The sequence below is a fragment of the Bacillus sp. FSL W8-0848 genome (assembly GCF_038007805.1).
In the GTDB taxonomy this organism is placed as follows: Bacteria; Bacillota; Bacilli; order Bacillales; family Bacillaceae; genus Bacillus; species Bacillus glycinifermentans.
Genome location: NZ_JBBOYB010000001.1, coordinates 3,015,646 through 3,030,736, shown reverse-complemented (window position 1 = coordinate 3,030,736; position 15,091 = coordinate 3,015,646). Strand labels below are relative to the sequence as shown.

Sequence of the window (15,091 nt, the reverse complement as noted above, 5' to 3'; positions counted from 1 at the left end):
AATGCCGGCGTTTTTTTATGGCCGCATGTTGATTGAAATGATGTGCTGGCGTTTTCTCCATTTTTCCGAGCAAGCCGCAGCATTTTCTTACATGTTAAGCAGCATTTGAATTCTGAGAGCCAGCCGTAAGCGCAGCGTGGTGTCGGCATCCTTCAGGCTTTTTCCAAGGAGCTCCTCGCATTTTTCAAGCCTGTAAATGACCGTATTTCTGTGGACATACAGACGTTTTGCCGTCTCAGAAATTTGGCAGTGCGTTTCTAAATAGACGGATAATGTATGAATTAGCCCTTGATCATCGCGGGGGAGATGTGCCAAGTTTTGCAGCGTATATGTGCAAAACTTTTTTAAATCGTCGACCGGAATCATCCTCAGCAGCTCTGACACATCCTTCATATGGTATGTTTGAATGAATTCTGTGCCGCCGGAAAGGTGACCGGAGTGCAGGGCGTCGAGCGCTTCTTTGCAGATATCGGGGACAGCGGCAAGCTGATGGCAGAGATTGCTGATGCCAAAGGAAATCGTTCGCCGGAAGTGCTTTGCGGCATTTTGCTGAAACCGCCGTAAAAACGCGTAAACCGCCGCGTTCATTTCCGCCCAGCTGTCCGTTCCCTCGGCGAGGAGGAAGCACGTGTTTCCTTTGATAAACAGGTGCGGAGGAAACGGAAAACGACCGAGCTCTTCTTCCAAAAACTCGAACACGCCGTCAGATTCCAGCTGGTTCTCCGTGAAGCTGACCGCTTTTTCGTTGCGGTCCAATTTGCCGGCAATGCATAAATACTTTTGGTCCCACTTCAGCGCGAATTCTTTGGCGCGGTTTTTAATCTCGGCCGGCGAAGAAAAGGCTCCGTCCAAAAAATTGCTGAAAAACTCATTGCGCGCTCTTCTCGTATACTGCTTGAGCGCGTTTTCTTTCATCAGTTCAAAACCGATCACATTGGCTGCTTGTTCAATCGTTAACAGCAGGCCTTTGTCAGTGGCTGGAATCATCCCGCACACGACGAGAAAGCCGCATTTTTTTTCATGGGTATAGATCGGGAATACGGAATATGTTTTCTGTTTGGAAAGGGTTGAAAAGCACGTGAAAGCCGTTTTGCTGCCTCTGTGAAAAATGCCTTCATGAAGCGGCGGCCCTTCGGATCGATCCGCTCCTTGCGGGGATATCGGCTTGAGGTGCTGATTTAAAAGGAGAACGGGCATACCCAATATAAGTGACACATTTTTCACCAGCGACTGAATGCTTCTCCCGCTCATGATATGATCTGTGAATTGTTTTTGGGCATTTATCGCCTGTTCAAGCTCAAGAGTTCGCTTATCGAGAATATGGCTCAGCGTATGGTTGACAATGTCGCCGAGGCGGACGCTTTCGTTCAATTCGATTATCGGAAACGACTGCCGATCGGCAATGGCAATCACCTCTTCGGGAATTTCCCTCAAAAAGCGCTTCGTTTTAATGCCGAGTCCCGCGCAGCCTCGCTTGATCATCTTCTCGATCAATTCTTTTAATAAATGCGGACGGTCCTTTACATGATAAGCGGTCGTGACAAGCAGCTCGTCCGGATGAAGAAAATCAGCGATGTCCGGCGCATCCATCATATTGATGTGCTGAATGGTCCTGAAGCCTCCGGATTCCCCTGCGGCAAGCCTTGCACCTTTAAACACGGGGAGCTGCATGATGTCAAAAATGTTCATTTGATCTTTCAGCCTCCTTCGTAAAGAAACGTGACGACATTTTGGTTAAGATCAACAAAAAACGAATGAAATTGTGACAATTATGCCGATGTTTATTGTTTATATTATCAGTAAACTGGGATTTATATATAAAGTTGTAAAGAAATATAACAAGAAAATAGAAAGGAAGTTTCTTTACATGACTATGAATGCCCGTATAACCGGCAGCACAGCAAGCGAAATTGAAGAAATGATCACCTGGCTCGCTTCATTTGGCGACAGCGGGGAAGGGGGAGTGACAAGGCTTCTCTATACCAGGCCCTGGCTGGATGCCCAGCACGCTTTAAAAGAAAAGATGGAGGGCTGGGGAATGGATGCTTATTTTGACGACTCAGGGAATCTGTTTGGAAGAATAGAAGGAACAGAGACTCAACAAAAGGCGATATTGACCGGTTCGCATATCGATACGGTCACAAACGGCGGAAGGCTCGACGGGGCATATGGAATTCTGGCGGGCCTTCTTGCCGCAAAACGGCTCCGTGAAGCTTACGGAGCGCCGAAAAGGCCGATCGAAGTCGTTTCCCTGTGCGAAGAAGAAGGTAGCCGTTTTCCCCTTACATTTTGGGGGTCGGGAAATCTGACGGGCCTGTTCGACTGTACAAAGGCTCCCGCTGTCTGCGACCGCGACGGAATCTCGATCGAACAGGCGATGAAGCAGTGCGGCTTTGGGGAAGGGAGGTACAAGAAGCCGTTCAGAAATGATGCGGCATGCTTTATCGAGCTCCACATTGAACAAGGCGGCATCCTGGAGGCGAGCGGCCGGCAGATCGGAATCGTCACCGACATCGTCGGGCAGCGGCGCTATACCGTCACCGTCAAAGGCGAAAGCAACCATGCAGGGACGACGCCGATGAATACAAGGAAGGATGCGGTCGCGATATCGTCTCTTTGCATTTCATACTTGACGAAAAAAGCAAGAGCTGCCGATCCGCTTCTAACGGCCACGGTCGGACGGCTTGAAGCAAAGCCGAATGTCCCGAACGTCATTTCGGGTGAAGCCGTTTTTTCTCTTGATCTTCGGCATCACAGCGAAGCGGTGCTGGATCGATTCGGCGAAGATATTTTCAGATATTTCACAGAGCTCTCCGAAGTGTCGGGCGTTCAGATCAGCGCGGTGCAGACGACGGATGCAAAACCTGTGAAAATGGATCGGGAATTGACGCGCCTCTCCAAGCGGGCGGCTGAGAAAACAAACGTATCCTATCGGGAAATGGTCAGCGGAGCGGGGCACGACGCCCAAATCTTCGGGACGCATTGTCCGACGACGCTGCTGTTCGTTCCGAGCCGGAACGGGATCAGCCATTCGCCAGAGGAATGGACGAATCCGGATGACCTCAATTCGGGGATCAGGCTGCTCGCCAATCTGCTATATACTTTGGCTTATGAATGAGAGGAGAAAAGGTGATGACAATCGGAGAAATCAATATTCCCAAACGGACGATTATGACGCCGGGACCGGTCGAAGCCGACCCAAGAGTGCTGCGGGCCCTTTCAAACCCTGTGCTCGGCCAGTTTGACCCGGCATTCACGAATATGATGAACGAGGTCATGGAACTGCTGCGGCAGATTTTCCGGACGAAAAACAAGTGGGCGTTTCCGGTCGACGGGACGTCGAGAGCGGGGCTTGAAGCGGTCCTCATAAGCATCATCAGACCCGGCGATAAGGTGCTCGTTCCGATATTCGGAAGGTTCGGCCATCTGCTTGCCGAGATATGTGAACGCTGCCGCGCCGACGTACATACGATGGAATGCCCTTGGGGAGAGGTGTTTGATCCTGAGGACGTCATTCGGGAAATTAAACGCGTCAAGCCGGAAATCGTGGCAATCGTACACGGCGAGACATCGACGGGATGCATGCAGCCGCTTGGGAAAATCGGCAGGTTCTGCCGTGAGCTCGGCGTGCTGTGCGTGGTCGATGCGGTCGCAACGATCGGCGGGACGGACGTGAATACGGACGAGTGGTGTTTGGACGCCGTCATCGGCGGAACGCAAAAGTGTTTATCCGTTCCGTCCGGCATGGCGCCGATTACGTTTAACAGCCGGATCGAAGCACGGATCAACGAAAGGAAAAAAGTCGAACGCGGCATTGCTACAGAAGAAGACATGAAGCGGGAAAGGGACCATCTGCCGATATACAGCAACTATTTTGACATCAGCCAGCTGATGGATTACTGGAGTCCGCGGCGACTGAATCACCATACGGAAGCGACATCCATGCTGTACGGCTTGCGGGAAGGCGCGCGCGCCGTTCTCGAAGAAGGGCTGTCCGAGCGCTTTGAAAGGCACCGGCTTCACGAAGCGGCCTTAACAGAGGGAATCAGGGCGATGGGGCTCGAATTGTTTGCGGAAGGAGAGAAAAAGCTTCCTACGGTCACCTGTGTCAAGGTGCCTGAACGGGTCGATGCAGAAGAGGTGCGCAACATGATGCTTAAGGAATTCGGCGTTGAAATTGCAAGCTCATTCGGCCCCCTCTGCGGAAGAATCTGGAGAATCGGAACGATGGGCTACAGCTGCCGCAAAGAAAATATTCTATTTGCGTTAGCGGCGCTTGAAGCGGTCCTTATTCGTGTCGGAGCCCCTGTTCAGCCGGGCCGCGCTCTTCAGGCCGCGCTCTCCTTTTATCATGGAAAAACGGCTGTGAATCGAGGGGTTTCATGAACGTGTACGATCTCGTGTTGAAAGGCGCTTATGCCGTACTGCCGGAGGGAGCGGAAAAAGCCGATATCGGCGTAAAAGACGGGGTGATCACCGCGATCGGCGAACTGGACGAAAAAGCTGCCGGAACGGTATGGCGGGCTGACGGTCGGTACGTCTTTCCCGGAGCCGTCGATTGCCACGTCCATTTCAGCGAGCCGGGCCGTCCCGATTGGGAGGGAATTCATACGGATCACGGATGCTGGCTGCGGGAGGGTGCACGACCTATTTTGACATGCCTTTAAACGGCATCCCTTCAACCGTCACCGTTCAGGCGCTCGAGGAGAAAGCGGCGATCGCCGAAGAAAAATCGCTCGTCGACTTTGCCCTTTGGGGCGGACTCGTCCCCGGAAAAATCCATCACCTTAAAGGTATGGCTGATGCCGGGGTCATCGGTTTTAAGGCGTTTCTTTCCGAAGCGGGAAATGAAGAATTTCAAGCCGCAGACGATTTGACCCTTTTGGAGGGCATGAAGGAAATTGCCGCCTGCAACAAAATATTGGCGCTTCACGCCGAAAGCGATCCAATGATCAAATTTCTGCAGCAGGAAGCCGAACAATCGGGGAGGACGGATGCTGATGCGTATGCGGCATCGCGGCCGCCGGAGGCTGAAGCTGAAGCCGTTTTCCGTGCCCTCCGGTTTGCCGGTGTCACGGGCTGTTCTCTTCACTTTGTCCATATGACGACGAAAGAAGCACTCGATTTGATCTTTGAGGCGAAACGAGATGGAATCGACGTTTCCGCTGAAACCTGTCCACATTATCTTCTGTTTGACCATGGGGCGCTGCTGGAAAAGGGCGCGGAAGCGAAATGCGCTCCGCCGCTTCGGTCAAAAGCGGGAAAATCCGCGCTTATCGAGGCGCTCGTCGAAGGCAAAATCGACATAATATCATCAGACCATTCTCCATGTCCTCCCGAATTAAAAGGAGGCGGCAATCTGTTCCGCTCGTGGGGCGGAATCAGCGGCGGCCAGTTTACGCTTTTGGCGATGATCGAGATCGCTTTGACATACAAGCTTCCATTTGAGAAGGTGGCTGACTGGACGGCGCGGACGCCCGCACTCCGTTTCGGCCTGGGCGGGAAAAAAGGCGAGATCAAAATCGGCTGTGACGCCGATTTTGCCGTCATCGACCTGAATGATTCGTACACCGTAACAAAGGACAGCATGTTTATGAGGCATAAGCAAAGCCTTTACGAAGGACACGTTTTCCCCTGCCGCACAGCGGCGGCATTCAACAGAGGGCGGCTCGTTTATGACGGAAGCGGGCCGCTCCGTCACAACGGGGGGGAATGGCTGAAAACGGTACAATATTCCAATGTTTGAAACGAATGAAACCAGCCTGACTGCACCGTCAGGCTGGTTTTTGTCACATGGCCAAGGACTTTAAATGGCTTGTCAGCACGGAATCGATCACTTCTTGCGACACTTGTCCGGGCTCCAGGAGCGAGTGGAGCGCAAGTCCGTCGATAAGGGCGTACAGCCGCTCCGTTTCCATCGGCACATCAATATCCGGATTCCCGGCGGATTGCGTCAGCGCTTCAACAGCCTTTTGGCAGGCTGAATAAATTCCTGCGTTCATCTCCTTTCGTAACGGCTGGAGCTCCGGATTGCTGAGCGATTTCGCCGTAAATGACAGCCATGCCTCCATTTCCAGCTTTCTTTCTTCATCTACGGGCAAAAACTGAAGAAGAAGCTGTTTCACATCGTCGGCAGGCGTTCCCGTCCATGTCATCCGTTCGATGCGCGCCTTCACCCTGTTTGTGACCAGCTGCATAGAATAGATGAACAGCTGGGACTGATTCGGGAAGTAATGGCGCATCGCCCCTGCGGAAAGCCCCGCCTCCTCCGCGATTTTTCTGACGGTGCAATGGTCAAGTCCCTCTCTGTGGATCACCTTCCAGACGACCTCGGCAATTTTTTCTTTTTGTTTTTCGTGATCAACGATTTTTGGCATATATTCATTATAACACAGTTGTATTATTTCATACATTTGTGTTATTATTTTTTTAGCACAAATGTATGAAAAAAGGAGCGGGAAACATAGATGATTGGATTGCTGATTATTGCTTGTGAAATCGGATTTTGGGTGTTTATTCTGTTAGGTCTGTTTTTTCGATATATTGCCGGGATGAAAAAAATCGGCTTGTTGTTTCTAGCCGCAACGCCTGTACTAGATTTGCTGCTGCTTATAGCGACGGCCGTCGATTTGCACAATGGGGCAAAAGCGGATACTCTGCACGGGCTGGCCGCCGTCTACATCGGGGTCAGCGTCGCATTCGGCAGCCGGATGATCAAATGGGCGGATGTCCGGTTCGCCTATCGCTTTGCCGGAGGTCCGAAGCCTGACAAAGGGCCGCGGTACGGAAAGGAACACGCCAAAAAAGAGCGGGCAGGCTGGCTTCGCCATTTTGCCGCCTGGGCGATCGGAGCGGCGCTTTTGGCGGGATTGCACGTGTTCATCGGCGATTTTGACAGAACCGAAGCTTTAATGCGCACTGCTGCTTTATGGTCCGTCATTCTCGCCATCGATTTTCTCTATAGCTTCAGCTTTACCTTTTTTCCGAAGAAAACGCCTTAAGGAGCCGGGGTGCCGGCTTCTTTTTTATGATAAAGATTCGGGAGAAGGAAATGCTAACATGCAGGCCGAAATAAAGGATTCTCGAAAAAACCTGTGATAAACTAAAAAGAGAGGTGAACGAGATTGATTTATATCGGATTAACCGGATGGGGGGATCATGACAGCCTGTATCCGCCCAAGACAAACAGCCAAAAAAAGCTGCTGCACTATTCGTCCCATTTTCCGATCGTCGAGCTTGATGCAAGCTTTTACGCAATCCAGCCCGAAAAAAACAACGAAAAATGGGTAAAAGAAACGCCGGAGTCCTTTCAATTTGTCATAAAAGCCTATCAGGGAATGACCGGCCATCAGCGCGGCGACATTCCTTTTGATTCAAAGGATGAGATGTTTGACGCCTTTAAACTGTCGCTCGCCCCTTACATAAAAGCCGGGAAGCTGGCGATGGTTCTTTTCCAGTTTCCGCCCTGGTTTGACTGCAGAAAAGAAAACGTCAATTACTTAAGGTGGTGCAGGGAGAAAATGGGGGACGTGCCGTGTGCCCTTGAATTCAGGCACAGGTCATGGTTCATGCCCCAATTCCGCGATAAGACGCTTTCCTTTATGACAGAACAAGGCTGGATACACAGCATTTGCGATGAACCGCAGATCGGGGAAGGGAGCGTTCCGACCGTTCTTCATGCGACAGACAGCGAAAAGACGCTCGTCCGTTTTCACGGCCGCAATAAGGAGGGCTGGGCCCGGCCGTCTTCGGGGCAAAACTGGCGGGAAGTCAGATATTTGTATTTATATAATGAACAGGAATTGAAAGATTGGACGAAAAACCTGGAACTTTTAAAGCGGCAGTCGAAAGATCTTTACGTGCTGTTCAACAACAATTCAGGCGGCGATGCGGCCGCGAACGGAAAACAAATGATGGAGCTGCTCGGCCTTGAATATCAAGGGCTTACGCCAAGGCAGCTCGATTTATTCAGCTAAAGAAAGAAGGACTTATTCATGGAATATTTTATACTGATCATACTCGGTTTGATCGCGGGAACCATCGGCAGTCTCGTCGGCCTTGGAGGCGGGATTGTCATCGTTCCTTCTTTGCTTTTTTTGTCAGGCTTTACGGGGTTATTTCACCACGTTACGCCCCAAATGGCGGTGGGCACTTCGCTTTTTGTCATCATCTTTACGGGCCTGTCTTCGACGATCGCTTATATGAAATACAAAACCGTCGATTATAAGAGCGGGCTTCTTTTTTTTATCGGATCTGGACCGGGAAGCCTTATCGGCGCCCATGTGTCAAAATATTTCAGCACGGATTCGTTTTCCCTCTGGTTTGGAATATTTATGATTTTGATATCTTTGTCGCTCATGATCAAGAAAAAAGCGAAGCCGTTGGACAAGAAGCACGCCGGCATCATCAGAACGTTTAAAGATGACGAGGGGAACGATTACACGTATTCCTACCAGCCTTGGGCAGGAATCGCAATCGCGTGTTTCGTCGGTTTCCTCGGCGGTTTATTCGGAATCGGCGGAGGCTCTTTAATGGTGCCGGCGATGATGCTCCTGTTTTTAATTCCGACGCGGGTCGCAGTCGCCACATCGATGTTTATCATTTTCCTTTCTTCGATTGCGGGATCTGCCGGCCACGTTATAAGCGGCCATGTCAACTGGCTTTATGCTTTGGCGCTCATTCCGGGCGCCTGGTTCGGAGGGCAGCTCGGCGCCTTTATCAATAGAAAGATGCAATCGAAAACGATCGTTTTCATCATGAGGCTCGTTCTGATTCTGGTCGGACTCAGACTTATCTATCAAGGCGCATTTTAGTCTATACGTTAGGGAGAGATTTGCATGCGGGAAAAGCTCCATATCTATCATACAAATGATCTGCACAGCCATTTTGAAAACTGGCCGGCCATCGTTGATTACATCGGGAAACAAAGGCAAAAACACACAGCGGAAGACGAGGAAGTGCTTCTGTTTGATATCGGCGACCATGTCGACAGATTTCACCCGATATCTGAAGCAACTTTCGGAAAAGCGAATGTGGAGCTTTTGAATCGTCTGCGATATGACGCGGTCACGATCGGCAACAATGAAGGAATCACGCTCCCGCACGAGGAGCTTGATGCGCTTTATCGTCATGCGGAGTTTCCGGTCATCGTTTCCAACCTGTTTGATACAAGCGGAAACAGGCCGTCATGGGCAGAGCCGTATTGGATCAAAACGCTAAAGAGCGGAATCACCATCGCCGTACTCGGCGTGACGGTCCCGTATTATCCGATCTATGCACAGCTCGATTGGAAAGTAACCGACGCCTTTGAAAGCATCGCCCGGGTACTGAAAGAGGTCAAAGGAAAAGCCGACATCACGATTCTTCTTTCTCATTTGGGCATCCTGGACGATCAAAAGGCAGCGGAGAGGTTTCCCGAAATCGATCTGATCCTCGGTTCCCACACACACCATTTGCTGGAGGACGGCATGATGAAAAACGGCGTTTTGCTCGCTTGCGCCGAAAAGTATGGAAACTATGCCGGCCATGTCGAACTGACGGTTGATCTTGACAGGAGGACCGTTTTCGAAAAAAAAGCGAGTGTACAGAAGACTTCAGATTGGAATGGAGAATCGGAGGAAACGTCTGCTTTCCTCATGGGAAAAATGGAGCAAGCCCGGACTGTGCTTCGGGAGGAAGTGGCTCAATTGGATCATCCGATTACAGCCGAATGGTTTCAAGCTTCAGCTCTGCCCCAAATGCTTGCCGATGCGCTTAAGGAATGGTGTAATGCCGAAATCGGCATGGTCAATGCCGGAATTTTGCTCGGCTCCCTTTCAGCCGGACCTGTGACTAGAGGCGACATCCACCGTATTTGTCCGCATCCGATCAACCCGGTCAAAGTGAAGCTGACGGGAACCGAATTGAAGGAAACCGTACTCCAGGCTTCCGCAGAGGAAATGGAGCAGCTTCATATCAAAGGCCTCGGCTTCCGTGGAAAGGTGATGGGAAAAATGATGTACTCCGGTCTTGATGCAGAAAAGCTCGCGGTCGCCGGAGCCGAAATCGAGCCGGGCCGCACGTATACGCTCGCAACCATTGACATGTTTACGCTCGGGACCCTTTTCCCTGCGATTCGCGATGCCTGTGACATCGAGTATTTCATGCCGGAATTCCTGCGGGACCTCCTGGCCTGGAAGCTGGATAAGGCATGCCGAGGCGATCGTTGAAAAAGCTTCTTCGGGTAAAACGGAACAAGTCCCCCGCTTTCGCCATACACTAATGGTAAAGGGGGGGGTTGAAAGTGGTGAATGTAACTCCGGTGATAATCGAAGACCGGCCGTTTATCGCTGTAACCGTCAAACTGCCGAAAACGAACTTTATGGCGGTAACGACCGATCATGGATATATTATGTGCGGGGCGCTTGATGTCGCCCTGCTGAATGATAAATTAAAGGAACGGAAAATCGTCGCCGCAAGAGCAGTCGGCGTCCGCACGATCGATGAGCTTCTCAGCGCCCCGCTCGAATCGGTTACAGACGCGGCAAAAGAGCTCGGGATACACGCCGGCATGAGCGGCAAAGAGGCGCTTTTAAAAATGGCGGAATAAAAGTTGTCTGTTTGAAGCGTATATCCCCTCTTACAAGCATACACATTGTGATGTAAGGGGGGATTTTGCATTGCGGAGATTTCGCGGCCCTCTTTCTAAAAGAGGACCTTTGCCTTTTCGGTATGTCATGCTCCTTTCTTTTGTGATATTTATATTTTCAACAACGGTCAGCTTATTGATCATCAACTCCTCGATCAAGCCGACGCTGTTGAACATTGCGGAAATGGAAACGAACAGAATTGCGATGCACGCCATCCAGGAAGCGGTCGAAAGCTATATTAGCAAAGATAAAAATGTACAGAACATGATCGAGATGAAAACAAGCGAAAACGGAAAAGTAACGACGGTCGATTTTAACTCCCACGTTGTTAAGGATATGCAAAGCAAAATTACAAAAGCGCTTCATCACAATCTTCAGGAAACCGAAACAGAAGAGTTTAATTCTTCAGCAAAAACGAAGAAAGGGCGGGATGACGGCGTCATTTATCAAATTCCCCTCGGCCAGACCACCGGCAACTCGCTGCTCGGAAACCTCGGTCCAAAAATTCCCGTGCGCCTCAACATCGTCGGAGACGTCTTTACAGACGTGAAAGAGAGCGTCAAGCCTTACGGGATTAACAACGCCTTAATTAACATCGGCGTGCTTGTCGAAGTAAAGGTGAGGGTCGTCATTCCGTTTGCGACAAAGACGGCGGTTGTCAAAAATACGATACCGGCGACGATTCAGGCGATACACGGAGATGTGCCCGATTTCTACAGCGGCAGCGGAAGCCAGACGTCCCCGTCGATCCAAATTCCTTCCAAAGGCGAAAAAGCCGATGAAAAAGAGTAAAAACATCCCGGGGAAAACGGGATGTTTTTATTTTTTCCTCTGCCTGAGCTCTTTTCGCTCCCATGCTTTTAAATAAGGATACGGATCAAATGACCACTCGCTTCTGCCGTTGTCCTTGTACATGCCGTAGTGGAGATGGGGCGGAAACTTTCCCGATGTGCCCGGCGGCCCGTATCCGGTGTTTCCGACGGAGCCGATCACCTGGCCGGGCTCGACGATCTGCCCGACCTTTAAACCTTTGCTGAATCCGTTCAGATGGGCGAAGTAGTGATACGTATTATGGATGTCCCTGATTCCGATTCTCCAACCGCCAAAGCGGTTCCAGCCTTTCATTTCGATGATTCCGTAGCATGTCGACCGAACCGGAACTCCGTGATGGGCAAACAGGTCGGTTCCTTCGTGGATGCGCCTGCCCCCGAAGCCGCGGGCGTCTCCCCACGTGCTTCTGTAGCTGTAATCCGACCGGATGGGGAGGGGAAACGCGTGCGCGCCTAAATCAATGTGGCCGTATTTGCGAAAAAGTTTGATAAATCCCGTAATGATGCCGACCGACTGATCCCTTTCATAAAACTCCCACAGCCCGATGCGGATGTTTGCGAGATCGTTTCCATATGTCGTCAAATATTTGCCGAACGTATACAGGACATCTTCGTCATTATCAGCTTCCGCCCGGCCGTCTCCATTGCCGTCCATTCCGATTCCGTCAAATACCTTAATGCTGAGCGGAGATGTATCACTTTGGTTTGGATTTTCAGGACCGCTCCAGATGTCCTGCGGAATGTAGATCCCTGTATACCCCTTTTTTTTCGGCAGGTCTTTGCGGTTCTTGCGAATGTTGATTTCGTATTGATCAACGGCAGCGAAAACGTACCAGGGGATTTGGGTCGCAGCTTCCGCTCTATTGTAAAGCGCCATCCTTTTTTTTAGAACTGACGCTGTCTGTTCCTTTCCCAAAGCGCAAGGCTGAACGATGACTAAAAGGAGAATGAGAACGGATAATACGACTTTCACAGTATCATTGGCTCCTTTCCGTTTAATTGTGTATAGTGTGCGACAAACGGTAAAAACGATAATAAGAAAATGTTAACAATTTGATATTGCAAAAAATCAATGCCTTGTCCGCAAATCTGTCGTATGTTAAAGTGACTAAAGACAAGTTTTTAAGTTTTTTAAGCGGTTCCAAATGGCAAGGGACGAAATCCATCGCCCAAGTCCTTACATTTTCGCAGCAAAACTTGATTACTATCCACGAGTGGAGTTGATGGAATTGGCAAAGAAAGACGAACACCTCAGAAAGCCCGAATGGCTGAAAATAAAGCTTAATACGAATAAAAACTATACGGGCCTTAAGAAATTAATGAGAGAAAACAACCTGCATACGGTGTGCGAGGAGGCGAAATGTCCGAATATTCACGAATGCTGGGCGGTCAGACGGACTGCAACGTTTATGATTCTCGGATCTGTCTGTACGAGAGCCTGCCGCTTTTGTGCGGTGAAAACCGGCCTGCCGACAGAGCTTGATTTGCAAGAACCGGAACGCGTCGCAGATTCCGTCAGTCTCATGAATCTGAAGCATGCGGTCATTACAGCCGTCGCCCGGGACGATTTGAAGGACGGGGGAGCTGGCGTATTCGCAGAAACCGTGCGCGCCGTCCGGAGAAAAAATCCTTTTACGACAATTGAAGTTCTTCCTTCCGATATGGGCGGAGACTACGATAATTTAAAAATGCTGATGGATGCCCGGCCGGACATTTTGAATCACAACATTGAGACGGTCCGCAGGCTGACGCCGAGAGTCCGTGCAAGAGCTACATATGAACGATCTTTGGAATTTTTGCGCCGCGCCAAAGAAATGCAGCCCGATATCCCGACGAAATCGAGCATCATGATCGGTCTTGGCGAAACAAAAGAAGAAATCATTGAAACGATGGATGACCTGCTGGCCAACAATGTCGACATTATGGCGATCGGCCAATATTTGCAGCCGTCCAAAAAGCATTTGAAAGTACAGAAATACTACCATCCTGATGAATTTGCCGAACTGAAAGAGATCGCCATGGAAAAAGGCTTCAGCCACTGTGAAGCAGGTCCTCTTGTCCGTTCTTCCTACCATGCCGATGAACAGGTCAATGAAGCGTCCAAAAAACGGCAGGCCAATGCCTGATTGTCTCAGCTAAATTAAAAACGCCAGAATATCTGGCGTTTTTTTCGTGCGCTAGGATTCGGCGTTTTTTCCTTTTCCGTCCGTCGAAACGCTTCCTTGAGGCGATTTTTTCATTTCCTCGATCGTATCGGCCATCAGCTGATCGACGTTTCTTGAATTGGAGCCGAGCGAGCTGAAGTTGGCGATGGACTGCATCAAATTCGGATTGTCCGATATATAGATATGGTAATATCTCGGAACGACGGAGGCCGCCGTTTTTTTCACCTGATCTGCGGTTTCCTCGCGCCGCTTTGAACCTGTCCGGTAGACGACAAGCGCCTCTTCATCCGTTACAAGCGCCGAGGCATCTTGAATATTGGGAAGCTGAACCGTTAAACTAGATATAATATGGGCCATCTCTTCCCTGTTGATTTTTGGCGTCTGTGTTTTATCTTTGTTTTTAACTGGAGTCGCCTGATGGCGCGCATAACCGAACCTGCCTTTTCGATCATCGTTTCTGAAGCTTTGGTTGTACTGGCGGTTCCGATCAGCGACATGGACGGTGTTGCCGTCTTCATCATAAATATCTTTGTGATTCGGATCGTTTAAAGCCTGCTGGCATCCGGCCAGCGAGGCCAGCAGCAAAATGGTTAAAAGCATTTTTGTTTTCATCCTGCATTTCCTCCTTATCTATAGCTTTTCCAAAGAGGAAGATTTATTCTTAGCAATTGATGGCGGCTGGTGTTTGAATTATCATATAAAAGAGGTGAAAAGAATGATTGTCGTTCAGAACGCTGCATTTGAAGTCGTCAAAGATGTGAAAAACGGATTTAATGAAGAAGCGTTTAAAGCAAGATACTCCGATATTTTAAATAAATACGACTACATTGTCGGGGACTGGGGATACAGCCAGCTGAGGCTGAAAGGCTTTTTTGATGATCAAAATCAAAAGGCGACCTTTGATACAAAAATCAGCACCCTTGATGAATATATTTACGAATACTGCAATTTCGGCTGTGCGTATTTTGTGTTGAAACGCTTGCGAAAATAATCGGTCATAAAAGGGGATGCCGCTATGTATTTTGTCGATCGAAACAAAATTGAAAACACGCTGAATTTTTTTGAAGAGCAGCTCCGGCTGTTTCATAAGCAGACTGAATGGGCGTCAGACATCGAAAAAAAAGCGCTTGAAAGGATCGGTCATACGCTGATCGAAAGTATCCTGGACGTAGGAAACGATATGATTGACGGCTTCATTATGAGAGATCCGGGAAGCTATGACGACATCATGGATATACTGGCTGATGAGAAGGTCGTCAGCCAAACGGAAGGCGAAGATCTGAAACAGCTGATCGCCTGCCGGAAAGCGCTCGTTCAGGATTACTTGAATGTCAGCCACGGGGAATTGGAAAACTTGCTGAAAACGCACGCGGAAGCGCTTGAGGCATTTCCCGTCCGTATCCGCGATTATTTAAACAATGAACTCGGACCTGTATCAGCATTTAAACCGCATTAATAAACTGGAGTG

General features: G+C 49.8%; 15 protein-coding genes and 1 pseudogene. 12 read left to right on the top strand and 4 right to left on the bottom strand.

The window, feature by feature from the left end; all coding sequences use genetic code 11:
• Positions 1-87: 87 nt before the first annotated feature.
• Positions 88-1,689, bottom strand: a complete 1,602-nt coding sequence (locus NSQ39_RS16020) for a PucR family transcriptional regulator (protein WP_175075388.1) — start codon at positions 1,687-1,689, stop codon at positions 88-90.
• Positions 1,690-1,867: 178 nt separating this feature from the next.
• On the opposite strand from NSQ39_RS16020, the gene allC reads away from it, so the two are divergent.
• The 3 genes and pseudogenes from allC to NSQ39_RS16005 all read left to right on the top strand — a co-directional run bounded on the left by allC (position 1,868) and on the right by NSQ39_RS16005 (position 5,746).
• On the top strand, positions 1,868-3,118 hold the full coding sequence (allC, locus tag NSQ39_RS16015) for an allantoate deiminase (protein WP_046131655.1): 1,251 nt from the start codon (positions 1,868-1,870) through the stop codon (positions 3,116-3,118).
• A gap of 14 nt (positions 3,119-3,132) precedes the next feature.
• The gene (locus NSQ39_RS16010) at positions 3,133-4,386 is read left to right on the top strand and encodes a pyridoxal-phosphate-dependent aminotransferase family protein (RefSeq protein WP_175075387.1); all 1,254 of its coding nucleotides are present in this window, start codon (positions 3,133-3,135) and stop codon (positions 4,384-4,386) included.
• Positions 4,383-5,746: pseudogene (locus NSQ39_RS16005) on the top strand (allantoinase). Before NSQ39_RS16010 ends, NSQ39_RS16005 begins: the two are co-directional and overlap by 4 nt.
• A gap of 43 nt (positions 5,747-5,789) precedes the next feature.
• Here NSQ39_RS16005 and NSQ39_RS16000 read toward each other — a convergent pair.
• A complete protein-coding gene (locus tag NSQ39_RS16000) occupies positions 5,790-6,377 on the bottom strand; it encodes a TetR/AcrR family transcriptional regulator (protein WP_175075386.1) in 588 nt (195 codons plus the stop codon).
• Between the two features lie 90 nt (positions 6,378-6,467).
• Between NSQ39_RS16000 and NSQ39_RS15995 the strand changes: the two genes are divergently transcribed.
• From NSQ39_RS15995 to yunB, 6 genes are all read left to right on the top strand, one after another.
• Positions 6,468-7,001, top strand: a complete 534-nt coding sequence (locus NSQ39_RS15995) for a hypothetical protein (RefSeq protein WP_046131652.1) — start codon at positions 6,468-6,470, stop codon at positions 6,999-7,001.
• A 123-nt stretch (positions 7,002-7,124) separates the two neighbouring features.
• Positions 7,125-7,976, top strand: coding sequence for a DUF72 domain-containing protein (locus NSQ39_RS15990; RefSeq protein WP_046131651.1), 852 nt, complete (start codon positions 7,125-7,127; stop codon positions 7,974-7,976).
• A gap of 18 nt (positions 7,977-7,994) precedes the next feature.
• Positions 7,995-8,813: a sulfite exporter TauE/SafE family protein gene (locus NSQ39_RS15985; RefSeq protein ID WP_046131650.1), complete on the top strand. Its 819-nt coding sequence runs from the start codon at positions 7,995-7,997 to the stop codon at positions 8,811-8,813.
• Positions 8,814-8,837: 24 nt separating this feature from the next.
• Entirely contained in the window at positions 8,838-10,208 is a 1,371-nt protein-coding gene (locus NSQ39_RS15980) for a bifunctional metallophosphatase/5'-nucleotidase (protein WP_046131649.1), read from the top strand.
• A gap of 74 nt (positions 10,209-10,282) precedes the next feature.
• Positions 10,283-10,588 (top strand): YunC family protein, encoded by a 306-nt coding sequence (locus NSQ39_RS15975; RefSeq protein WP_046131663.1) that lies wholly within the window; start codon positions 10,283-10,285, stop codon positions 10,586-10,588.
• Positions 10,589-10,658: 70 nt separating this feature from the next.
• The gene (gene yunB, locus NSQ39_RS15970) at positions 10,659-11,420 is read left to right on the top strand and encodes a sporulation protein YunB (RefSeq protein ID WP_046131648.1); all 762 of its coding nucleotides are present in this window, start codon (positions 10,659-10,661) and stop codon (positions 11,418-11,420) included.
• Between the two features lie 27 nt (positions 11,421-11,447).
• Here yunB and NSQ39_RS15965 read toward each other — a convergent pair whose 3' ends face one another.
• The gene (locus tag NSQ39_RS15965) at positions 11,448-12,431 is read right to left on the bottom strand and encodes a M23 family metallopeptidase (protein WP_046131647.1); all 984 of its coding nucleotides are present in this window, start codon (positions 12,429-12,431) and stop codon (positions 11,448-11,450) included.
• A gap of 256 nt (positions 12,432-12,687) precedes the next feature.
• Between NSQ39_RS15965 and lipA the strand changes: the two genes are divergently transcribed.
• Positions 12,688-13,584 carry a lipoyl synthase gene (lipA, locus tag NSQ39_RS15960; RefSeq protein WP_046131646.1) on the top strand — a complete coding sequence of 299 codons (897 nt, stop codon included), beginning with the start codon at positions 12,688-12,690 and terminating at the stop codon, positions 13,582-13,584.
• 51 nt (positions 13,585-13,635) lie between these two features.
• On the opposite strand, the gene NSQ39_RS15955 is transcribed toward lipA, so the two are convergent.
• The gene (locus NSQ39_RS15955) at positions 13,636-14,235 is read right to left on the bottom strand and encodes a YhcN/YlaJ family sporulation lipoprotein (RefSeq protein ID WP_046131645.1); all 600 of its coding nucleotides are present in this window, start codon (positions 14,233-14,235) and stop codon (positions 13,636-13,638) included.
• 103 nt (positions 14,236-14,338) lie between these two features.
• Between NSQ39_RS15955 and NSQ39_RS15950 the strand changes: the two genes are divergently transcribed.
• Entirely contained in the window at positions 14,339-14,614 is a 276-nt protein-coding gene (locus NSQ39_RS15950; protein ID WP_003184977.1) for a YutD family protein, read from the top strand.
• A 24-nt stretch (positions 14,615-14,638) separates the two neighbouring features.
• On the top strand, positions 14,639-15,079 hold the full coding sequence (locus NSQ39_RS15945) for a DUF86 domain-containing protein (protein WP_046131644.1): 441 nt from the start codon (positions 14,639-14,641) through the stop codon (positions 15,077-15,079).
• Positions 15,080-15,091 lie beyond the last annotated feature (12 nt).